We start from the raw sequence: 19,551 nt of genomic DNA, 5'->3' as shown, positions 1-19,551 counted from the left end.
GACGTGGACATTTACACCATCATCTTCCTTGCGCTGGCGGTCTTTATCTTCCTGAGACTGCGTAGCGTGCTCGGGCAGCGAACCGGCAATGAGCGGCCGCCGTTCGACCGCACGGCGCGCAATGCGCTGGGGGGTGCCCCCGACAAGAACGTCGTGACCATGCCGGGCAAGGTGATCGATCAGCCGCCGCCGGCGCCGACGACTGAGCCGACCCCGCCCTCCGACCGCTGGAAGGGCCTGACCGAGCCGGGCACCGCGCTCGCCCAGGGCCTCGACGCCATCGTCGACAAGGACTCCACCTTCGACCCGCGGCATTTCATCTCGGGGGCACGCGGCGCCTATGAGATGATCGTGCTGGCCTTTGCCAATGGCGACCGCCGCGCGCTGCGCGACCTCCTGTCGTCGGAGGTCTATGAGAGTTTTGACGCCGCGATCAAGGATCGCGAGAAGAACGACCAGAAGACCGAAACGCGCTTCGTCTCGATCGACAAGGCCGAGCTGGTCGGCGCCGAACTGCGCGATCGCACGGCGCAGCTGACGATCCGCTTCGTCTCACAGATGATCTCGGTCACCCGCGACAAGGCCGGCAATATCGTCGACGGCAACGCCGACAAGGTCGCCGACATCACCGACATCTGGACTTTCGCCCGCGACGTCACCTCTCGCGATCCGAACTGGAAGCTGGTTGGCACCGGAAGCGCGAATTAAGATCTTTCTGAAGAACAGCGCGACGGCGCTTTGCGCAGGTCTCGTCGTGCTGGCTTCGTTTTCGCTTGGCGCCGAGGCTGCGCGGCGTCACTACCGCAGCCACTACCATCACCTTCCGCAAGTCGCCGCGGTTCCGCCGCGCGCGCTGCCCTATCCGCAGCTCCCTCTCCCGTTCGAGATCCCCGGTGCGCAATATCTGCCGCTGGCCTGGGCCGATGTGAAGGGCTGGACCGACGACGACCATCTCGCGGCCTACAAGACCTTTCGCGCCAGCTGCCGGTCGATCAACGCGCAGACCGGAGCTTCCGAGTCGAAAGCTCTGGGCGGCTCGCTGAGTGAACCCTGTCGCGCCGCCAAGTTGCTCGAGGCGGCCGATGACGCGAAGGCAAAGACCTTCTTCGAGGAAAACTTTTCGCCGCTGCGCATCTCGCGCCTTGGTGAGCCCGACGGTTTCGTTACCGGCTATTACGAGCCGGTGCTCGAGGGATCGCGCACGCAGACAGACGTTTACAACGTTCCGGTCTATCGCCGCCCCTCGAACCTGTTCGTGCGCGGCTTCAATCAGGCCTCGGTCAGCCTGCCCAACAAGGGACCCGTTTATCGCAAGATCGGCCGCCGCAAGCTCGTGCCCTATTACGACCGTGGCGAGATCGAGGACGGCAAGATTGCCGGCCGCGGGCTGGAAATCGCCTGGCTGAAAGACCCGACCGATCTGCTGTTCGCCCAGATCCAGGGCTCGGCGCGGATCAAGTTCGATGATGGCGGCACCGTCAGGCTCAATTATGATTCCTACAACGGCTATCCCTACACCGCCGTGGGGCGCGTCCTGATCGAGCGCGGCATCATCCCGAAGGAAGAGATGTCGATGCAGAAGATCAGGGAATGGATGGCGCAGAACCCCGATGGCGCCAAGGAGCTGCGGCGCCAGAACCGCTCCTACATCTTCTTCCGCGAGGTCAATCTGTCCGACAAGGACGAGGCGGTCGGTGCGCAAGGCATTCCGCTGACCGCCGGCCGTTCGATTGCGGTCGACAAATCGCTCCACGTCTACGGCACGCCGTTCTTCATCGAGGGCGAGCTGCCGATCGAGTCCGAGCGATCAAAGACGCCGTTCCATCGCCTGATGATCGCGCAGGACACCGGCTCGGCCATCGTCGGTCCCGCACGCGCCGATCTCTATTTTGGCGCGGGCGCTGATGCCGGCCGCGTCTCGGGCCGGCTGCGACACGCCATGCATTTCGTGATGCTGGTGCCGAAGAGCCTCGATCCCAGCGTGCGCGCCGCCAGGTTGCCTGTGCCGGATCCGCGGCCATCGGAGAAGATTGCAAAGCTGTTTCCGCAACCGGCCGCTTCAACCCCTGTCAAGGACGAGACGGTCGCAATTGCCGGGCCGGTGCCGCTGCCGGCGCCGCGTCCTGTGATAGAACCTGTGCGCGAACCGCGCAGGCCCATGAAAAGTCGTTCCCACCAGCAATGAAGCGATCGTCCCGTCCGCCCGTGCTGGATCCGCGCCCCTCGCCGCGCCGTCGTGTGCTCACCGAGGAAGATCGCGAGCTGTGGGAGCTCGTCGCAAAGCAGGTCAATCCGCTGCGGAAGCATCGCGCGACGAAAGTGCATGCTGCGCCCCGCCCTGAGCTTGCGGTCACAGCTCACGTTGCCAAACCCGCGCTGTCGCCACGGCCATTGGCTGTTACGCCCGCCCCGCGTCCGTCAAAGCCGGCGATCCCGCCGCTCGCCCCGCTCGGCAAGCGCGAACGGGCAAAACTGTCGCGCGGTCGCAGCGAGATCGAGGCGCGGCTTGATCTGCACGGCATGACCCAGATGCGCGCGCACCGCGCCCTGACCGGCTTTCTGCATCGCGCCCACCACGAGGGCCTGACCTTCGTGCTCGTCATCACGGGCAAGGGCCGCAGCGGCGGCGAAAGCGGCGTGCTGCGTCGACAGGTGCCGGAATGGCTGAGCCTGCCGGAATTTCGTGCTTTCGTCGTGGGGTTCGAAGAGGCGCATATCGGCCATGGCGGCGAGGGCGCGCTCTACGTGCGGATCAGGCGGACGAGGTTTTAGAACGGCCGCACGATTCCGACGCGTGGGATCAGGGTGATGATCAAGCCGAAGATATTGGTCTTCTGGTCCTCTGCGGGGATCGGCGCTGTGTCCTGCTTGGCCGGCAGCATCTTCACCGCATGCAGGATCAGGAACATGCAGACTGCCCAGTTCGAGATCCAGCGCGAATAGTCGAACACCATCGCGAACATCACGAGATAGGCGAGACTGATGCCGATCAATGCTGCGATCACGAGGCGTCGGTGCATCTCGTTTGCAAGCGCGCCGATCAGGCTCGCAAAATAGCGCCACAGCGGCGTGTGCAACCAGATCAGCAGGGCGAACACGGGAATGCCGAGGCTGTTGTGCGGCAGGCGGCCCCAGGTGTCGGAAATCTCCTTCGCCAGCGGCTGATACCAGATATAGGCGAATTGCAGCAGATCGGTGCGTGAGGGATCGACCATCCGTGTTTTCAGATAGGCAACGAAATCCGCTTCCGGGATCGGCATCGTCCCGAGGAACTGTGCGGCGAAGAACAACGCGGAGACCAGGACGAAAGCGATAATGCCGAAGGCGACGTTGCCACGATTGAGGCCGTAAGCGAGATAGTGCCTGGTCACGACGATGGTGATGATCGTCGGCACATACATCAGCAGATGAATGTGGTGGATCAGAACGAGAATGATCGAGAACAGCGCGGCGGTCGCCACGAACAGCAACGAGCCCGCCGGCATCAGCAGCAGGATGATCGCCAGCGCACAGCCATAGATGTCGAAATGGCCGAGCGTGTGCATGAAGTTCTTCAGGAAGAACGGCGAGCCCGCGATGAAGACGAACAGCGGCAGCGTCCTGGCGCTGAAGCCGAACGTCTTCTGGAACAGTCTCGCGTACAGCCCCGATGTCACCAGCCACGTCACCCCGCCGAGCGCGAACACCAGCCACACCGGCACCTTGTCGGTGAACAGCGCAACGATCGCCCCGATCAGCGCGCGCTTGATGAAGCCGAAATGGTAGTCGACGATGAGATGGATGTAAGGGACGTAAGGCGGCAGCTGGATCTTGTGAGCGAACACGCCGGCGACGACCGCCGCATTGATCGCGAGCAGCAGCCGCCAGGGGTTTTGCAGGATGTGTTTCAACGAGGACCGTCGCGGCTACCAGTCCCGACATTCGCCGGGACGACGGCCCGATCAATAGCTGAGCCCAGCCGAATTACAAAATGAACCGGCTCAGGTCGGCGTTCTTGGCGAGGTCGCCGACATGCTTCTGTACGAACTCGGCATCGACCCGCACGGTCTCGCCGTTGCGGTCGGGGGCGGTGAAGGAGATCTCGTCCAGCACTCGCTCCATCACGGTCTGGAGCCGCCGCGCGCCGATGTTCTCGACGGTGGAATTGACAGCCACCGCGACGTCGGCGAGCGCGTCGATGGCGCTGTCGGTGATGTCGAGCGTCACGCCCTCGGTCTGCATCAACGCGATATATTGCTTGATCAGCGAGGCCTCGGGCTCGGTGAGAATGCGGCGCATGTCGTCGCGGGTCAGCGCCTGCAATTCGACGCGGATCGGCAGGCGGCCCTGCAATTCCGGCAGCAGGTCGGACGGTTTTGCGACGTGGAAGGCACCGGACGCAATGAACAGGATGTGGTCGGTCTTGACCGCGCCGTGCTTGGTCGAGACCGTGGTGCCCTCGATCAGCGGCAGCAGGTCGCGCTGCACGCCCTCGCGCGAGACGTCCCCGCCCACGCGGCCGTCGCGGGCGCAGATCTTGTCGATCTCGTCGAGGAACACGATGCCGTTGTTCTCGACCGCGCTGATCGCCTCCAGCGTCAGCTGGTCGGTGTCGAGCAGCTTGTCGGATTCTTCATTGACGAGGATCTCGTGCGAGCCCTCGACCGTGAGCCGGCGTGTCTTGCTGCGGCCGCCCATCTTGCCGAAGATGTCGCCGATCGAGATCGCGCCCATCTGCGCGCCCGGCATGCCCGGAATTTCGAACATCGGCATGCCGCTTCCCGACGACTGCGTCTCGATCTCGATTTCCTTGTCGTTGAGCTCGCCGGCGCGCAGCTTCTTGCGGAAGGATTCCCGCGTTGCCGGACTGGAATTGGCACCGACGAGCGCATCGAGCACGCGCTCTTCGGCGGCGAGCTGGGCGCGCGCCTGCACGTCCTTGCGCTTGCGCTCGCGCACCTGGGCGATCGCGACCTCGACGAGGTCGCGCACGATCTGCTCGACGTCGCGGCCGACATAGCCGACCTCGGTGAATTTTGTCGCTTCCACCTTCAGGAACGGAGCATTCGCCAGCTTGGCAAGCCGCCGCGCGATTTCCGTTTTGCCGACGCCGGTGGGACCGATCATCAAGATGTTCTTCGGCAGCACCTCTTCGCGCAAGGAGCCTTCGAGCTGCTGCCGGCGCCAGCGGTTGCGCAGCGCGATCGAGACGGCGCGCTTGGCGTCAGCCTGGCCGACGATGAAACGGTCGAGTTCGGAAACGATTTCGCGGGGAGAGAAGTCTGTCATGGGACCCTAGCTAGGATTAGAAACCGGCGGGGACAAGCCGGTTTTTTGACCGTCAAATGATCGGCGGGCCGGATTGCCATTGCTTCACGGCCTCGACCGGATGGATGAGCATCAGGACGTTGAGCGTCAGATTGTCGCGAATGTGCAGCGCCAGCATGATCTCGAAAGCAAGCCCGAGCGCGATGGTTGCTGTAACAGGCAGCACGCGCGCGACGAGGAACCCGAGCATCATGAACAAGGTGTCCGAGACCGAGTTAACGATGCTGTCGCCGTAATAATCCAGCGAGATCGTGCCGGCGCGGTAGCGCTCGATGATGAACGGTGAGTTCTCGACGATCTCCCATGCGCCCTCGATCAGCATCGCAATGATGAGCCGGGCCGGCCAGGTGAGGCGGCGCGAGAACAGGAGCCACGTCAATCCGTAGAACAGGAAGCCGTGCAGCACGTGCGAAAAACTGTACCAGTCGGCGATGTGCTGGGAGTTCTCCGAGCTGTTGACCACGCCGTGCCAGAGCTTGACGTAGCCGCAGGTGCAGATCGGCACCCGCCCCATCGCAAACAAAATCGAGGCCTGCGACGCCAGCAACAGCAGCGCGATTGCGACCCAAGCGAGCGGCGGGATTGCTGATAGGGTCGGGTTGACGCTGCGGGCCGAGGTCATCGCTCAACCGGCCGTCAGCGCTTCGATGGTGACGTTGCGGTTGGTGTAGACGCAGATGTCGGCGGCGATGTCGAGCGAGCGGCGGACGATGGTCTCGGCGTCCTTGTCGGTGTCAACAAGGGCGCGGGCCGCCGCCAGCGCGTAATTGCCGCCGGAGCCGATCGCCATGACGCCGGCCTCGGGCTCGAGCACGTCGCCGGTGCCCGTGAGCACCAGGGAGACGTCCTTGTCGGCCACGATCATCATGGCCTCCAGCCGGCGCAGGTAACGGTCGGTGCGCCAGTCCTTGGCGAGCTCCACGGCGGCCCGGGTGAGCTGCCCCGGATACTGCTCGAGCTTGCTCTCCAGCCGCTCAAACAGGGTGAAGGCGTCGGCGGTAGCGCCGGCAAAGCCGCCGATCACGTCGCCCTTGCCGAGTTTCCGGACCTTTTTGGCGTTGGACTTGATGACGGTCTGGCCGATCGAGACCTGGCCGTCGCCGCCGACCACCACCTTGCCGCCCTTGCGGACGGTCAAAATCGTGGTGCCGTGCCAGACCGGCGAGCTGTTCTGGGAATCCTGCATGAAATACCTCGTTGTCCGGCCTGATTTAGGCGGTCGCGGCCAAGGGGACAACTGGCGCGCAATGGACCGTTCCGGGCCGAATTCGCTCACCATAGGCACAAGTAGAGGCCCGGCCACCCGTTCCCGCAGTAGCGAAGGCGTCATTTGGCTGTTAAGAGACTGGCGTTTTCGGCTCAAAGCTAGAATGGAAACCGATTTTCCATGCGCACCGCGACGATCAAGCGCAAGACCAAGGAAACCGACATCGAGGTCTCCGTGAACCTCGATGGCACCGGCGTGGCCAATATCGCGACCGGCATCGGCTTTTTCGACCATATGCTCGATCTCCTCGCCCGCCATTCCCGCATCGACCTCACGGTCAAGGCGGTGGGTGACCTGCACATTGATTATCACCATACCACCGAAGACACCGGCATCGCGCTCGGCCAGGCGCTCAAGCAGGCGCTCGGCAACATGGCGGGCATCACCCGCTATGCCGGCGTGCACATGCCCATGGACGAGACGCTGACGCGCGTCGTCATCGACATTTCGGGCCGCCCGTTCCTGGTGTTCAAGGCCGACTTCCCCCGCGACAAGATCGGTGAGTTCGACACCGAGCTGGTGCGGGAGTGGTTCCAGGCCTTCGCCATCAACGCCGGCGTGACTCTCCACGTCGAGACCCTATATGGCGATAACAGCCACCATATCGCCGAGTCCTGCTTCAAGGGCCTGGCGCGGGCGCTGCGCACCGCGGTTGCAATCGATCCCAAGGCGGCGGGCGAAATCCCCTCCACCAAGGGCTCGCTTGGCGGCTGACCTCTCCGTCTCCGCGGCCAAGCGCTGCCGGCGGCATCGACTTGAATTCTCGAGAACGGGGCATCGAAAATGCCTGTCTACACAGTTCATGCTCCCTCCCCCGGCGGGTCCGATCTGCGCGCGACCGACAAGTTCGTGTTCGTGCGCGACGGATTCCATTTCTGGGCGATGCTGTTCGGCCCGTTCTGGCTGGCCTGGAACAGGCTGTGGCTGGCGCTGATCGGCTGGATCGTCTTTCTCGCCGCGTTCGATGCCGCCCTGCACAGCCTTGGCCTCAGCCGCGGCTCGATCTTCTTCGCCAACTGCATCGTCGCGTTGCTGATGGGCTTCGAGGCGTCGAGCCTGCGCCGCTGGACTTTTTCACGCGGCAACTGGCGTCAGCTCGATGTCGTTGTCGCCGATGACGAGGACACCGCCGAGCGCCGCTTCTTCGAGCGCTGGAGCCAGAAGCAGCGCGGCATCGTCAACGATCAATGGGCCGTCGATCGCGGCGGCCCGCCGCCGACCCGCAACGTGCCGGGTCAGCAATTTTCGAGCCCGCCGCCGCTTCCGGCCGGCGGCATCATTGGGTTGTTTCCAGAACCGGGAGGGTCAAGGTGAGCGTCGCCATCATCGATTACGGTTCCGGGAATCTGCATTCCGCCGCCAAGGCCTTTGAGCGCGCCGCGCGCAGCCTGGAGAACGGTGAGAAGGTGTTCGTCACCAGCGATCCGGATAAGGCCTATGGTGCCGATCGCCTCGTGCTGCCTGGTGTCGGCGCCTTCGCCGATTGCAGGCGCGGGCTCAATGCGGTCAACGGCATGGTGGAGGCGATCACCGAAGCGGTGCGCGTGAAGGCACGGCCGTTCTTCGGCATCTGCGTCGGCATGCAGTTGATGGCGAGCCGGGGCAAGGAGCATGTCACGACCGACGGCCTGAACTGGATCGGCGGCGACGTCGAGAAGATCACGCCGCGCGATGAGAGCCTGAAGATCCCGCACATGGGCTGGAATACGCTCGACCTGTTGCAAGAGCATCCGGTGCTGAACAAGCTGCCGCTCGGCCCCAAGGGCCAGCACGCTTATTTCGTGCACTCCTACCACCTCAATGCCGCCAATGAGGCGGATGTGCTCGCGCGCGCCGACTACGGCGGTCCCGTCACCGCGATCGTCGCGAAGGACACCGCCATCGGGACGCAGTTTCACCCCGAGAAGAGCCAGCGTTTCGGCCTGGCCCTGATCTCGAACTTTTTGCGATGGAAACCGTGATTCTCTTTCCTGCCATCGACCTCAAGAACGGCCAATGCGTGCGCCTCGAGCAAGGCGACATGGCGCGCGCAACCGTGTTCAATCTCGATCCCGCAGCGCAGGCGCAGAGCTTCGTCGAGCAGGGGTTTGAATATCTCCACGTCGTCGATCTCGACGGCGCCTTCGCCGGCAAGCCGGTGAATGCGCAGGCCGTCGAGGCCATGCTGAAGACGATCAAGATTCCGGTGCAGCTCGGTGGCGGCATTCGCGATCTTGCGACCGTCGAAGCCTGGCTCGACAAGGGGATCACCCGCGTCATCATCGGCACCGCTGCGGTGCGCGATCCCGACCTCGTGAAGGCTGCTGCGAAGAAATTTCCCGGCCGCGTCGCAGTCGGGCTCGATGCGCGCGACGGCAAGGTCGCGGTCGAAGGCTGGGCCGAGACCTCGCAGGTGACGGTGCTGGAGATCGCGCAGCGTTTCGAGGATGCCGGCGTTGCCGCCATCATCTTCACCGACATCGCGCGCGATGGCCTGCTCAAAGGCCTGAACCTGGACGCGACCATTGCGCTCGCCGACGCCATCTCGATTCCGGTGATCGCCTCCGGCGGGCTCGCCTCGATCGAGGATGTGAAAGCCATGCTGACGCCGCGCGCAAAAAAGCTCGCCGGCGCGATCGCCGGGCGTGCGCTCTATGACGGCCGGCTCGATCCCGCTGCCGCCCTCACCTTGATCCGTGACGCGCGCAGGAGCTGACACATGTTCAAGGTGCGCGTGATCCCCTGCCTCGACGTCAAGGACGGCCGCGTCGTCAAGGGCGTCAACTTCGTCGATCTCAGGGATGCCGGCGATCCCGTCGAAGCCGCCATCGCCTATGACGCCGCCGGCGCCGACGAGCTGACCTTCCTCGACATCACCGCGACCCATGAGAACCGCGGCATCATGCTGGACGTGGTCCGGCGCACGGCGGAGGCCTGCTTCATGCCTGTCACCGTCGGTGGTGGCGTGCGCAAGGTGGAGGACATCAAGACGCTGCTGCGCGCCGGCGCCGACAAGGTCTCGATCAACAGCGCCGCAGTGTCGCGGCGCGAGTTCGTCAAGGAAGCTGCCGAAAAGTTCGGCGGGCAGTGCGTGGTGGTCGCGATCGATGCCAAGCGGGTCAAGCGCCCGGGTGGCTCCGACCGATGGGAAATCTTCACCCACGGCGGCCGCAACTCGACCGGCATCGACGCCATCGAATATGCCCAGGAAGTGGTCTCGCTCGGCGCCGGCGAAATCCTGCTCACCTCGATGGATCGGGACGGCACCCGGCAGGGCTTTGACATCCCCCTCACCCGGGCGATCGCCGACAGCGTTCCCGTTCCCGTGATCGCCTCGGGCGGCGTCGGCAATCTCGACCACCTCGTCGACGGTATCCGCGACGGGCATGCCACTGCTGTGCTGGCCGCCTCGATCTTCCACTTTGGGGAATTCACCATCCGAGACGCCAAGGAGCACATGGCCCGGCGCGGACTGCCCATGCGCCTGGATGCCTGACGACTCCCGTTCATAAAAATGCTAAACAGCCATTGGGCCTCTGGCCTTGTATGTTTCTGAGTATTCCGTATGTCGCGTTTCACCATCCACGATCTCGCCGACACCATTGATGCCCGCGCGGCTTCCGGTGGCGAGGCCTCCTATACCCGCAAGCTTCTCGACAAGGGCGCCGAGCATTGCGCCAAGAAGTTCGGTGAGGAAGCAGTCGAAACCGTAATCGCAGCAGTCGAAAACGATCGCGCGCATCTGATCGCCGAGAGCGCCGACCTGCTCTACCATTTCCTTGTGCTGCTTAAGGCGCGCGGCGTAAAACTGGAAGAGGTGGAAGCGGCGCTGGACAAGCGCACGAACATGTCTGGGTTGGAAGAGAAAGCGTCGCGTAAGGGCTGAGCCCCAACGGAAAGGTCGCGTCATGGATATCCGCGCACCCGAGCAGCAGTATAATCCATACCGCATATACACGCGCGAGCAGTGGTCGCGTCTGCGCGACGATACGCCGATGACGCTGGAGCCGGGCGAGTTCGACCGGCTGCGGTCGCTGCATGATCGCCTCGACTTCCAGGAGGTCGAGGATATCTATCTCCCGTTGTCGCGCCTGCTCTCGATCTACGTCGATGCGATGCAGCGCCTGTATTACGCGGAACGCCAGTTCCTCGACATCCGCGATCGCAAGGTGCCGTATATCATCGGCGTCGCCGGTTCGGTCGCGGTCGGAAAGTCCACCACCGCTCGTGTGCTGCAGGCACTGCTGGCGCGCTGGTCGCCGCGGCCGAAGGTCGAGCTGATCACCACCGACGGATTTCTCTATCCGAATGCCGTGCTCGATCGGCAGGGTATCATGCAGAAGAAGGGCTTTCCCGAAAGCTACGATCTGCAGCTGCTGCTCAACTTCCTCTCCGACATCAAGTCCGGGCGTCGCCACGTCCGCGCGCCGGTCTATTCCCATCTGACCTACGACATCGTGCCGAACCAGTGGGTCGAGATCGACCAGCCCGACATCCTGATCGTCGAGGGCGTCAACGTTCTGCAGACCGGCAAGCTGCCGCGTGACGGCAAGGCGGTGCCCGTTGTCTCCGACTTCTTCGACTTCTCGGTCTATATCGACGCCGACGAAGCGGCGCTCCGGCGCTGGTACATCAAGCGCTTCCTGGCGCTGCGCGACACCGCATTCACCAACCCGAAGTCCTACTTCAACCGCTACGCGCTGTTGTCGGACGACGAGGCCGTTGCCACCGCCACGGCGATCTGGGAGCGCACCAACCTCGCCAATCTCGAGGACAACATTCTGCCGACCCGCCCACGCGCGACGCTGATCCTGAAGAAGGGTGCGGATCACGTGGTGGAGAGCGTGGCGCTGAGAAGGTTGTAGTCCACACGCTCGTCATTGCGAGCGTAGCGAAGCAATTCAGGATCGTTTCAAAGGGGCCTCTGGATTGCTTCGTCGCAGGAGCTCCTCGCGATGACGGGGAGAAAGCGCGTCCTACACCGCCAGCTGCCGCGACGCCGCCAACCCCGCCAGCGCCTCGTCCAGCTTCTCGCGATCGAGCGGCTTGATCAGGAATCCGTTCATGCCCGCCTCGAAACAGGCGTAGCGATCTTCCACCAGCGTGTTCGCGGTCAGCGCCAGGATCGGCGTGCGGTGGACGCCCTTGGCGGCCTCGTGCGCGCGGATGCGTTTGGTTGCTTCGATGCCGTCGAGCTGCGGCATCTGGATGTCCATCAGAACCAGGTCATACGGCGTGCCGGCCGAGCTCGCCGCTAGCCAGGATTCCAGCGCGGCCTCACCGTGAACGGCGATAACGACACGGTGGCCGAGCTTGGTCAGCAGCGACCGCATCAGCAGCGCGTTGATCTCGTTGTCCTCGGCGACCAGGATCGAGAGGCCGCCAGTGGGCGCTCTGACTGCAGCAGGCTCGACAGGCTCGGGCGCGAGATCGGGCGAGGCGACTTCCGGCGTCAGCGCGAGACGCGCAGCGAGCGAAGCTGCGCGCAGCGGCTTCACCAGAAAGCCGGTGAAGGCGCTGGAGAGCTTGTCGTGACGCGAGCTCGGCGTCAGCAGCACAAGGCGCTGCGTTGCATGGGCGCGGGCGGCCTCGCCCAGGCGATCTGCGATGCCCTGACCAAGCGCACGGTCGACGAGGAGCGCATGCCACGAGCGCTCCGGCAGCAGCGCTTCGGCGGCGGTCGCATCCGCGACCAGGCAGGTCTGGCCACCCCAGCGCTCCAGCCGCCGCGCGATGAGAGATGCTTCGATGCCGTCGGCGACCAGCAGGATCGACTTGCCGGCGAGATCGGGACTCGGGAACGTCGTTCGCCCGGCGTCGCCTTGCGAGGGCGCGAGCGGAATTGCGACCTCGAAGGTCGAGCCCTTGCCAGGCTCGCTCTCCAGGGTGATGCGACCGCCCATGCGCTTGACGATGCGCTCGCTGATGGCGAGGCCCAGCCCCGTGCCGCCATAGGTGCGGGCGACGCGGTCGTCGGCCTGCTCGAACTCGCGGAAGATGCGCGACTGCGCCTCTGGCGCGATCCCGATGCCGGTGTCGCGGACCAGGAAGCTGATCTCGTTCGGCCAGATGCCGGGCTCGACGATCAGCGCGACGCCGCCGTGAGCTGTGAACTTGATGGCGTTGCCGGCGAGGTTCAGCAGCACCTGGCGTAGCCGGGCGGCATCGCCGGTGACCTCGAGCGGGAGCCGCTCGTCGACATAGGCGGCGATCTCGAGCTTCCTGGCCTGCGCGCGCGGCGCCAGCAGCTCGGTGACTTCCTCGATCAGGGTCGAGAGCGCAAAGGGGCGCTGGTCGAGATCGAGCTTGCCGGCTTCGATCTTGGAATAGTCGAGCAGCTCCTCGATCAGCGCCATCAGCGCTTCGCCTGAAGTCTTCACCGCCCTCGCGTACGTCGTCTGCTCCGGCGTCAGCGTGGTGTCGAGCAGGAGGCCGCCCATGCCGATGATGCCGTTGAGCGGCGTGCGGATCTCGTGCGAGGCCATCGCGAGGAAGCGCGATTTGGCGCGGTTGGCGGCGTCGGCCTGGTTGCGCGCATCGGACAGCGCGCGTTCGCTCTCGGTGCGGTCGGTGACGTCGCGCCCGACGCTCTGCAATTCGGCGGGCTGGCCGGCATCGAGCCGCACGAAGCCTTCGCGCCAGGCGATCCAGCGCGCGCCGAGCGGGGTCGAGATTCTTTGGTCGTGGATGCGCGTGCCGTTGCTTTCGCGCGCGCTGTCGCCCTGCTCCAGCACGTCGAAATCAAACCGCGTGCCGACCAGCGCGCCGCGCGCCTGAGCGGCCAGCGCGCAATAGGCGTCGTTGGCGAAAGTGATGCGGCCGTGATGGTCGCGCAGCACGATCAGGTCGCCCTGGGATTCGAACAGGCTGCGAGCACGCTCTTCGGCTTCCTTCAGCTCCCAATTGCGGTCGATCAGCGCTTCGTTGTGGGCGGCGAGCTTGCGCATCCGCTTGTTGACGAAGCGCAGCCGCATGCTGAGCGTGGCGAGGCCAAGGCACGCCAGCGCGAACAGGAAGCTCGCGCCGATCGCAAAGGCGTTGGGATCGTAGCCGGAATTTGGCGCGCGGCTGCCGGTGACGAAGCCATAGGCGCCACCGAACGTCGCCGAGAAGATCATGAAGGAGCGGATCGCGAAGGCGATTTTCGGGTGCTGTCGCCTGAAGCGGCGCATGCGCACCTTGATCCGGAACGTCCGACCCATCGCTACCGACCCCGACTCGAAACCTGCCACCGCCGTGCGCGACGATGTCTTGCCGACCTTGCGAACAGCTTGAGGCTTTCGGGTCGCCTCGAAACTGGGTTGACGAGGTGTTAACGCCTCAGAGCATGATCCGGAAAAGTGTGCAGCGGTTTTCCGTAGAGATCATGCTCAAACTTTAAAGCGAGGCGGCCTGGAGAGGTCGGCGGCCGCCGCGGGCGCCAACGATCAGAGCCGCCGCTTCCTTCTGGGAAAACGTCTTCGAGCGGACATAGATGCGGTAGTCGGCCGGGCCTTCGGTGCTGAGATAAACCGTCGGACGGTCACCGCCGGCCTGCCCGGAAATCGCGACCAGTTGCGTGGACGGATTGCCCTGGCAGGCGCTGGCTTCTTCGTCGCTGGCGCCGTCATCGACCACGGCAAAGTCGGCAGCGTCGGCGTCGTCGGTGATTTGCACCCGGACTGTCGCCTGCGCGGGATCGTCGGTGAAGGCGATCTGGATGCCGGCCGTCCAGAACAGGGAGGTGAGCTCGACCGAGGTGTCGCCAATGGCGATGCAGGGATGCGAGACCGATCCGATCTCGCCCCGGGCGAACACCGCGGCCGCCAACAAGGGAACCACTGAGGCCAGGATCTTGAAACGCAACATGACACTCTACTCGCCAAGAACACGCCAAAGCCCGTACGGGAACTTGTGGGCCTTATGGTTTGCAGAGCGTAAAGGAAACTCGTTACCGCCGGGTTGATGCGCGTTCGCTTCACGCCAGCTGGCGTGCATCTTCTGCGAGTGCGCGGTAGGACAGCGCCTCGGCCAGATGCAGCCGGCCGATCTTCTCGGCGCCGTCGAGGTCGGCCAGCGTGCGTGCCACCCGCAGCACCCTGTGATAGCCCCGTGCCGACAGCCGCATGGTCTCGGCGGCGTCGCGCAGCAGCTTCTGTCCCTGGGCATCCGGCTTGGCGATGTCCTCCAGAACCGACGCCGGTGCCTCTGCATTGGTGCGGACCTGGGGCAGGCCCGCAGCCGCGTAGCGGGCGAGCTGGATGTCGCGCGCCGCCGCGACGCGTGCGGCAACTTCGGCGGAGCCTTCCGTCGGCGGTGGCAGGATCAGGTCGGCCGCGGTTACGGCCGGGACTTCGATGCGCAGGTCGATGCGGTCCATCAGCGGGCCGGAGATGCGCGCCTGGTAGTCGCCGGTACAGCGGTCGACGCGGCCGCGCTTGCAGGCATAGCCGGGCTCGAATGCGTTGCCGCAGCGGCAGGGATTCATCGCCGCGACCAGCATGAAGCGGGCAGGGTAGGTGACACGGTGATTGGCGCGCGACACCGAGACTTCACCATTCTCCAGCGGCTGACGCAGCGAATCCAGCACGCGCGGATCGAACTCCGGCAACTCGTCGAGGAACAGTACGCCCTGATGCGCCAGCGAGACCTCGCCGGGCCTTGCACGCGCGCCGCCGCCGGTGAGCGCGGCCATGCTGGCGGAGTGATGCGGTGAGCGAAACGGCCGCCGCGATGTCAGTGCGCCGCCCTCGATCTCGCCGGCGACGGAAGCGATCATCGAGACCTCGAGCAGCTCGCTCGGCGACAGCGGCGGCAGGATCGAGGGCAGGCGCGCGGCCAGCATCGATTTGCCGGCACCGGGCGCGCCGATCATCAGGAGGTGATGGCCACCGGCCGCCGCGATCTCCAGCGCCCGCTTGGCGCTCTCCTGGCCCTTGATGTCGCGCAAATCGAGCAGCGAGGCGGCGGCCTCATGCACCTTCGGCACCGGTCGCGACAGCACCTGCGTGCCCTTGAAATGATTGGCAATCTGAATGAGTGAGGTTGCGGCGATGATCTGGATGTCCGGGCTCGCCCATGCCGCTTCAGAGCCGCAAGACGCCGGGCAGATCAAGCCCTCCTCGCGAAGATTTGCGCCGAACGCGGCAGGCAGAACGCCGGCCACCGCCGCGATCGAGCCGTCGAGGCCGAGCTCGCCAAGCACGGTGAAGCCGGTCAGCGCATCCGGCGGGATCGCACCGATCGCCGCCATCAGCCCGAGCGCGATCGGCAGATCGTAATGGCTGCCTTCCTTCGGAACGTCGGCAGGTGCGAGATTGACGGTGATCCGACGTGCCGGCAGTGCCAATCCGGATGCGATCAGCGCGGAGCGGACCCGCTCGCGCGCCTCCGAGACGGCCTTGTCCGGGAGACCGACGATGGTGAACGCCGGCAGGCCGGGCGCGACCTGCACCTGCACGTCGACCGCGCGGGCCTCGATCCCCTCAAAGGCGACTGTCGAAACCCGCTGAACCATGCCTGCCCTCGTCCACAATTAGGGGTAGCAGAGCTCGGCCGTCCTGGCAAGAACAATACGGGAACGAAAACCAGGCGCCGCAAGCCCTAACCAAACGTAAACGGGTTCCAGACACTACGTCTCGAATGCGAGCGGCTCTCCTCAGCACATCCCAACACATGTTCGCTACTCCTAGGGTTGCGGGATGGGCCGTGATCTAACGGGTGAAGAATTCAAATGCTTGCAAATCGCCGCAGAAGCGAACGACGGGTTTGCACCCGGCTTGCCAAGATTCATTTTGGCGCCGGCTCGCTGCCGAGGGACTGCACGATTACGGATATCTCGGACGGGGGTGTGAAGGTGGTGGCGGAGTTTCTCGAGGTGCCGCCGCAATTCACCATTATCTTCGCGCCGGATTATTCCCGTCAGTGCCGCCTGCGCTGGCGCATCGGCTGCGAATTCGGTGCGGAATTTACCGACTGAGCGCTTGATCCGGAAAAGTGTGAAGCCGCTTTCCCCTCGCGACGAACGCGGAACGCGTTTGCGCGGAGATCATGCGCCAACAATTGAGTCGCATAAGGACGCGTCCTTAACCGGACTTTAGCGTTAATGGGCAAAGCATCTCTGATCAGTCCGCCCGCGGTGATCAGAGTATGTCCAAGCGTTCGTCCCTTGCCGCCTCCCCGGCGAGACTCCTGCTTCCCGCGCTCGCGGTCCTTGCCCTCGGTGGCTGCCAGACCACCGGCCTGGACGATGTGACCGGCGCGCTCGGCGCCAGCAACAAATCCGAACCCACGGCCACGGCGGACGCCAGGTCCAATATGGACGCCTTGCACGCGCGCTATCGCGCCAAGCCCAGCGATCCCAATGTCGCCCTCGAATACGTCAAGGCGTTGCGCGAGACCGGCCAGCGCGCCCAGGCGGTTGCGGTGATGGAGCAGGCGGTGCTCGCCCATCCCAGCAACAAGGCGTTGCTGGCCGGCTACGGCCGCGCGCTCGCCGACAATGGCAACTTTCAGCAGGCCTTCGACGTGCTGAGCCGCGCGCACACGCCTGAAGATCCCGACTGGCACATCCTGTCGGCACAGGGCGCAGTGCTCGATCAACTCGGCCGCAACGAGGAGGCGCAGCAATATTACGCCGCAGCGCTGAAGATCGTGCCCGACGAGCCGACGGTGCTGTCCAATCTCGGCCTGTCCTATATGCTGCAAAACAATCTGCCGAAGGCCGAACAGGTGCTGGGCCGCGCCTATCAGCGCAACCAGAACGATGCGCGGGTCCGCGCCAATCTCGCGCTCGTGCTGGGATTGCAAGGCCGCCAGACCGAGGCTGAAAACCTTGTGAAGGCAGATTTGCCGCCAGACCAGGCCGCGGCCAAGATCGCGGCGCTGCGCCAGTTGCTGGCCAAGAAACAGCAAAGGGCGGACAAATAGTCCGCCCTCTTTCCGGTCTTCGCGATTTCCGCCTTAAAGATTCTCGCCTTCAAGACGCCTTGCGATGCGGCGCCGATCCGCGCGTCGTCTTGCCCTTCAGCTTCTTCAGCAGCGGTCCGAGCAGCGAACGCCTGGGCTTCTTCACCTCGCCGCGGCCGGCAAGGCGGTTGGCCATGTTCTGGAACAGCTCGGTGGTGCGATGGCTCCTGGAGACCTCCGCGATCATCTGGCCGTTGTTCGCCGCGGTCGAGAACAGCTTTGAATCGAACGGGATCACCGCGAGTGGCTGGCTCTCCATGGTCTTGGCGAAGGACTTGACGTCGATCTCGGCGCGCTTGTGCATGCCGACCTGGTTGATGCAGTAGAGCGGCGGCCGGTCGTTGGGCCGCGCCGACTTGAGCACCGACAGCATGTTTTTGGTGTTACGCAAGTTTGCGAGATCAGGCTCGGCGACGATGACGATGTCGTCGGCATTGACCAGCGCACGCTTGGTCCAGGCCGACCATTGATGCGGCACGTCGAGCACTATGCAAGGCGTGGTCATGCGCAGCGTGTCGAAGATCGCATCGAACGCTTCTGCCCCGAAATCGTAGACGCGGTCGAGCGTGGCAGGTGCGGCAAGCAGGCTGAGATGATCACTGCATTTGGCGAGCAGGCGCTCTATCAGAGCCGTGTCGGGCCTATCAGGCGACAGCACCGCGTTGGCGATGCCCTGCGCCGGATCCTGGTTGTAGTCGAGGCCGGCAGTACCGAAGGCGAGGTCGAGATCGATCACGACGGAATCGAGCGACAGGTCGCGCGCGATGGTCCAGGCCACGTTGTGCGCGACCGTGGACGCGCCGACGCCGCCCTTGGCGCCGACCACCGCGATGATGCGGCCGGTGATGATGGCTTCGGACGCCGAGAACAGGCTGCAGATCGAGCGCACCACGTCGATGGTTTCGACCGGTCCGATCACGTAGTCGTTGACGCCGCGGCGCACCAGCTCGCGGTAGGGAGCGGTGTCATTGGGATTGCCGATCACCACCACGCGTGTGCCGGGATCGCAGACACCGGCGAGATCGTCGAGCCCTTCGAGGATGTCGCGCGTGCCGTCGGATTCGATCACGATGACGTTCGGCGTTGGCATCGTGTCGTAGACGTCGATCGCGGCATTGAGGCCGCCGCTTTTCGCCGTGAGATGCGCCTTGGCGAGACGGCGGTCCAGCCCGGCCGCGGTTATCGCGGCGAGCGTCTGCTCGGTCTCGCAAAAGGCCTGCACCGAGATACGAGGAACCGGCGCAATGTGTTCCTCGGGGTGCTGCGGATCGTCCGCCTCTTCGTCGTGAATGCCCGTCATTTGCCTGTGTCGCTGAGTTTGGCCTTGTCAGACTCGGGATAGGTGGTCGTGGTCGAGCTGCCCTTGCGGTAGCGGTCGAAGGCGATGTCGCGCCGTGCGGTATAGGCCGGCGTCTCCGCGCGCGGCTGCTCGAGGTCGGCGGGGTTGTCGATCATGGCGGCCAGGTTGCGCTGGCTGGCGCAGCCGAGATTGAAGTAGGGCTTGTTCTCGTTGTAGCCGGGATCGAGGATCGACGGTCCCACGTCCTCGGGCCACAGCCCGCAGGGCCCGGCGACCGCGGTGATCTTGGAATAGCTCAGCCGGATGGTCGGCAGCAGGCCGGGATCTTCGGGGCGATAGGGATGCTGGACGATGGCGCGCGAGGGCACGCCACCGCTGCCGAGCACGGCGCGGATTTCGCGATAGGTCGCAGCAGCCGCGCGCGAATTCGCGGTGTCGATGGGAACGTCGACGACGACGGAGCCGGTGCCTTCGCGCACCCAGTCCCGGGCAATGCCCATCACGTCCGCCTGCTGCGGGGTTGAAAGGCCGCCGCGCGCCTTGCCGACGAAGATCACGATCGAGCGCTTGCCTTCCTGCACCGCGATCGGATGGCGCAGGCGATAGTCGGTCGGCACCGTCTGGGTGGTGACGACGTCGCCCGTGGTGTTGCAGGCTCCCAGCATGACGGACAGCCCCGCCAGCGCGAGCGCGATGCGCAATTTGCGACGTCGATCTGATGCCTTCGTCATCGCCTGGTCCCCCTTGTCCC

General features: G+C 64.7%; 21 protein-coding genes. 12 read left to right on the top strand and 9 right to left on the bottom strand.

The features are described 5' to 3' along the window. The first annotated feature begins 3 nt into the window (after positions 1–3). Genes JQ631_RS19170 through JQ631_RS19160 form a run of 3 tightly spaced genes read left to right on the top strand, consistent with a single transcriptional unit; the run spans position 4 to position 2,772 of the window. Complete coding sequence (locus JQ631_RS19170) at positions 4–708, top strand: Tim44/TimA family putative adaptor protein (protein WP_212328221.1); 705 nt, start codon at positions 4–6, stop codon at positions 706–708. Further along, entirely contained in the window at positions 686–2,185 is a 1,500-nt protein-coding gene (gene mltA / locus JQ631_RS19165; RefSeq protein ID WP_212328220.1) for a murein transglycosylase A, read from the top strand. The genes JQ631_RS19170 and mltA overlap by 23 nt, the downstream gene beginning before the upstream one ends. Continuing rightward, positions 2,182–2,772: a Smr/MutS family protein gene (locus JQ631_RS19160; protein WP_212328219.1), complete on the top strand. Its 591-nt coding sequence runs from the start codon at positions 2,182–2,184 to the stop codon at positions 2,770–2,772. Before mltA ends, JQ631_RS19160 begins: the two co-directional genes overlap by 4 nt. Here JQ631_RS19160 and JQ631_RS19155 read toward each other — a convergent pair. From JQ631_RS19155 to hslV, 4 genes are all read right to left on the bottom strand, one after another. Continuing rightward, positions 2,769–3,890 carry a hypothetical protein gene (locus JQ631_RS19155; protein ID WP_212328218.1) on the bottom strand — a complete coding sequence of 374 codons (1,122 nt, stop codon included), beginning with the start codon at positions 3,888–3,890 and terminating at the stop codon, positions 2,769–2,771. The genes JQ631_RS19160 and JQ631_RS19155 overlap by 4 nt on opposite strands. Positions 3,891–3,963: 73 nt before the next feature. Beyond that, complete coding sequence (hslU, locus tag JQ631_RS19150) at positions 3,964–5,268, bottom strand: ATP-dependent protease ATPase subunit HslU (RefSeq protein WP_212328217.1); 1,305 nt, start codon at positions 5,266–5,268, stop codon at positions 3,964–3,966. A 52-nt stretch (positions 5,269–5,320) separates the two neighbouring features. After that, the gene (locus JQ631_RS19145; RefSeq protein WP_212328216.1) at positions 5,321–5,929 is read right to left on the bottom strand and encodes a DUF2585 domain-containing protein; all 609 of its coding nucleotides are present in this window, start codon (positions 5,927–5,929) and stop codon (positions 5,321–5,323) included. Positions 5,930–5,932: 3 nt separating this feature from the next. Then, positions 5,933–6,493 (bottom strand): ATP-dependent protease subunit HslV, encoded by a 561-nt coding sequence (hslV, locus tag JQ631_RS19140; RefSeq protein WP_092232686.1) that lies wholly within the window; start codon positions 6,491–6,493, stop codon positions 5,933–5,935. A 201-nt stretch (positions 6,494–6,694) separates the two neighbouring features. Between hslV and hisB the strand changes: the two genes are divergently transcribed. The 7 genes from hisB to coaA all read left to right on the top strand — a co-directional run bounded on the left by hisB (position 6,695) and on the right by coaA (position 11,418). After that, on the top strand, positions 6,695–7,288 hold the full coding sequence (hisB, locus tag JQ631_RS19135; RefSeq protein ID WP_212328215.1) for an imidazoleglycerol-phosphate dehydratase HisB: 594 nt from the start codon (positions 6,695–6,697) through the stop codon (positions 7,286–7,288). A 69-nt stretch (positions 7,289–7,357) separates the two neighbouring features. Then, a complete protein-coding gene (locus JQ631_RS19130; protein WP_212328214.1) occupies positions 7,358–7,888 on the top strand; it encodes a DUF2628 domain-containing protein in 531 nt (176 codons plus the stop codon). Beyond that, on the top strand, positions 7,885–8,535 hold the full coding sequence (gene hisH, locus JQ631_RS19125) for an imidazole glycerol phosphate synthase subunit HisH (protein ID WP_212328213.1): 651 nt from the start codon (positions 7,885–7,887) through the stop codon (positions 8,533–8,535). Before JQ631_RS19130 ends, hisH begins: the two co-directional genes overlap by 4 nt. After that, entirely contained in the window at positions 8,532–9,269 is a 738-nt protein-coding gene (hisA, locus tag JQ631_RS19120) for a 1-(5-phosphoribosyl)-5-[(5-phosphoribosylamino)methylideneamino]imidazole-4-carboxamide isomerase (protein WP_212328212.1), read from the top strand. The genes hisH and hisA overlap by 4 nt, the downstream gene beginning before the upstream one ends. 3 nt (positions 9,270–9,272) lie before the next feature. Further along, a complete protein-coding gene (gene hisF / locus JQ631_RS19115; protein WP_212328211.1) occupies positions 9,273–10,049 on the top strand; it encodes an imidazole glycerol phosphate synthase subunit HisF in 777 nt (258 codons plus the stop codon). Positions 10,050–10,118: 69 nt separating this feature from the next. Further along, positions 10,119–10,439 carry a phosphoribosyl-ATP diphosphatase gene (locus JQ631_RS19110; protein WP_212328210.1) on the top strand — a complete coding sequence of 107 codons (321 nt, stop codon included), beginning with the start codon at positions 10,119–10,121 and terminating at the stop codon, positions 10,437–10,439. A 22-nt stretch (positions 10,440–10,461) separates the two neighbouring features. Next, a complete protein-coding gene (gene coaA / locus JQ631_RS19105; protein ID WP_212328209.1) occupies positions 10,462–11,418 on the top strand; it encodes a type I pantothenate kinase in 957 nt (318 codons plus the stop codon). Positions 11,419–11,529: 111 nt separating this feature from the next. Here the strand turns inward: coaA and JQ631_RS19100 are convergent, their stop codons facing one another. The 3 genes from JQ631_RS19100 to JQ631_RS19090 form a co-directional block, all read right to left on the bottom strand. Further along, positions 11,530–13,755, bottom strand: coding sequence for an ATP-binding protein (locus JQ631_RS19100; protein ID WP_212328208.1), 2,226 nt, complete (start codon positions 13,753–13,755; stop codon positions 11,530–11,532). A 175-nt stretch (positions 13,756–13,930) separates the two neighbouring features. Next, on the bottom strand, positions 13,931–14,401 hold the full coding sequence (locus JQ631_RS19095; protein ID WP_212328207.1) for a hypothetical protein: 471 nt from the start codon (positions 14,399–14,401) through the stop codon (positions 13,931–13,933). A 109-nt stretch (positions 14,402–14,510) separates the two neighbouring features. Next, positions 14,511–16,049 carry a YifB family Mg chelatase-like AAA ATPase gene (locus JQ631_RS19090; protein ID WP_212328206.1) on the bottom strand — a complete coding sequence of 513 codons (1,539 nt, stop codon included), beginning with the start codon at positions 16,047–16,049 and terminating at the stop codon, positions 14,511–14,513. 216 nt (positions 16,050–16,265) lie between these two features. Between JQ631_RS19090 and JQ631_RS19085 the strand changes: the two genes are divergently transcribed. Continuing rightward, positions 16,266–16,511, top strand: coding sequence for a PilZ domain-containing protein (locus tag JQ631_RS19085; RefSeq protein WP_027534981.1), 246 nt, complete (start codon positions 16,266–16,268; stop codon positions 16,509–16,511). A 170-nt stretch (positions 16,512–16,681) separates the two neighbouring features. Then, positions 16,682–17,461, top strand: a complete 780-nt coding sequence (locus JQ631_RS19080) for a tetratricopeptide repeat protein (RefSeq protein ID WP_212328205.1) — start codon at positions 16,682–16,684, stop codon at positions 17,459–17,461. Positions 17,462–17,510: 49 nt separating this feature from the next. Here the strand turns inward: JQ631_RS19080 and JQ631_RS19075 are convergent, their stop codons facing one another. Both JQ631_RS19075 and JQ631_RS19070 read right to left on the bottom strand, forming a co-directional pair. Next, positions 17,511–18,800 (bottom strand): CpaE/TadZ family protein, encoded by a 1,290-nt coding sequence (locus tag JQ631_RS19075; RefSeq protein WP_212328204.1) that lies wholly within the window; start codon positions 18,798–18,800, stop codon positions 17,511–17,513. Beyond that, positions 18,797–19,531, bottom strand: a complete 735-nt coding sequence (locus JQ631_RS19070; protein ID WP_212328203.1) for a CpaD family pilus assembly protein — start codon at positions 19,529–19,531, stop codon at positions 18,797–18,799. The genes JQ631_RS19075 and JQ631_RS19070 overlap by 4 nt, the downstream gene beginning before the upstream one ends. Positions 19,532–19,551: the final 20 nt, after the last annotated feature.

The organism is Bradyrhizobium manausense, assembly GCF_018131105.1.
GTDB classification, from domain to species: Bacteria; Pseudomonadota; Alphaproteobacteria; order Rhizobiales; family Xanthobacteraceae; genus Bradyrhizobium; species Bradyrhizobium manausense_B.
This window is presented reverse-complemented; position numbering and strand designations above follow the sequence as displayed.

Excerpts from the sequence above, each read along its gene's own strand:
- JQ631_RS19160 (WP_212328219.1), top strand. The coding sequence starts at position 2,182 with ATGAAGCGATCGTCCCGTCCGCCCGTGCTGGATCCGCGCCCCTCGCCG.
- hslU (WP_212328217.1), bottom strand. The coding sequence starts at position 5,268 with ATGACAGACTTCTCTCCCCGCGAAATCGTTTCCGAACTCGACCGTTTC.
- JQ631_RS19145 (WP_212328216.1), bottom strand. The coding sequence starts at position 5,929 with ATGACCTCGGCCCGCAGCGTCAACCCGACCCTATCAGCAATCCCGCCG.
- hslV (WP_092232686.1), bottom strand. The coding sequence starts at position 6,493 with ATGCAGGATTCCCAGAACAGCTCGCCGGTCTGGCACGGCACCACGATT.
- hisB (WP_212328215.1), top strand. The coding sequence starts at position 6,695 with ATGCGCACCGCGACGATCAAGCGCAAGACCAAGGAAACCGACATCGAG.
- JQ631_RS19130 (WP_212328214.1), top strand. The coding sequence starts at position 7,358 with ATGCCTGTCTACACAGTTCATGCTCCCTCCCCCGGCGGGTCCGATCTG.
- hisF (WP_212328211.1), top strand. The coding sequence starts at position 9,273 with ATGTTCAAGGTGCGCGTGATCCCCTGCCTCGACGTCAAGGACGGCCGC.
- JQ631_RS19110 (WP_212328210.1), top strand. The coding sequence starts at position 10,119 with ATGTCGCGTTTCACCATCCACGATCTCGCCGACACCATTGATGCCCGC.
- coaA (WP_212328209.1), top strand. The coding sequence starts at position 10,462 with ATGGATATCCGCGCACCCGAGCAGCAGTATAATCCATACCGCATATAC.
- JQ631_RS19100 (WP_212328208.1), bottom strand. The coding sequence starts at position 13,755 with ATGGGTCGGACGTTCCGGATCAAGGTGCGCATGCGCCGCTTCAGGCGA.
- JQ631_RS19095 (WP_212328207.1), bottom strand. The coding sequence starts at position 14,401 with ATGTTGCGTTTCAAGATCCTGGCCTCAGTGGTTCCCTTGTTGGCGGCC.
- JQ631_RS19090 (WP_212328206.1), bottom strand. The coding sequence starts at position 16,049 with ATGGTTCAGCGGGTTTCGACAGTCGCCTTTGAGGGGATCGAGGCCCGC.
- JQ631_RS19085 (WP_027534981.1), top strand. The coding sequence starts at position 16,266 with ATGCTTGCAAATCGCCGCAGAAGCGAACGACGGGTTTGCACCCGGCTT.
- JQ631_RS19080 (WP_212328205.1), top strand. The coding sequence starts at position 16,682 with ATGTCCAAGCGTTCGTCCCTTGCCGCCTCCCCGGCGAGACTCCTGCTT.
- JQ631_RS19075 (WP_212328204.1), bottom strand. The coding sequence starts at position 18,800 with ATGACGGGCATTCACGACGAAGAGGCGGACGATCCGCAGCACCCCGAG.
- JQ631_RS19070 (WP_212328203.1), bottom strand. The coding sequence starts at position 19,531 with ATGACGAAGGCATCAGATCGACGTCGCAAATTGCGCATCGCGCTCGCG.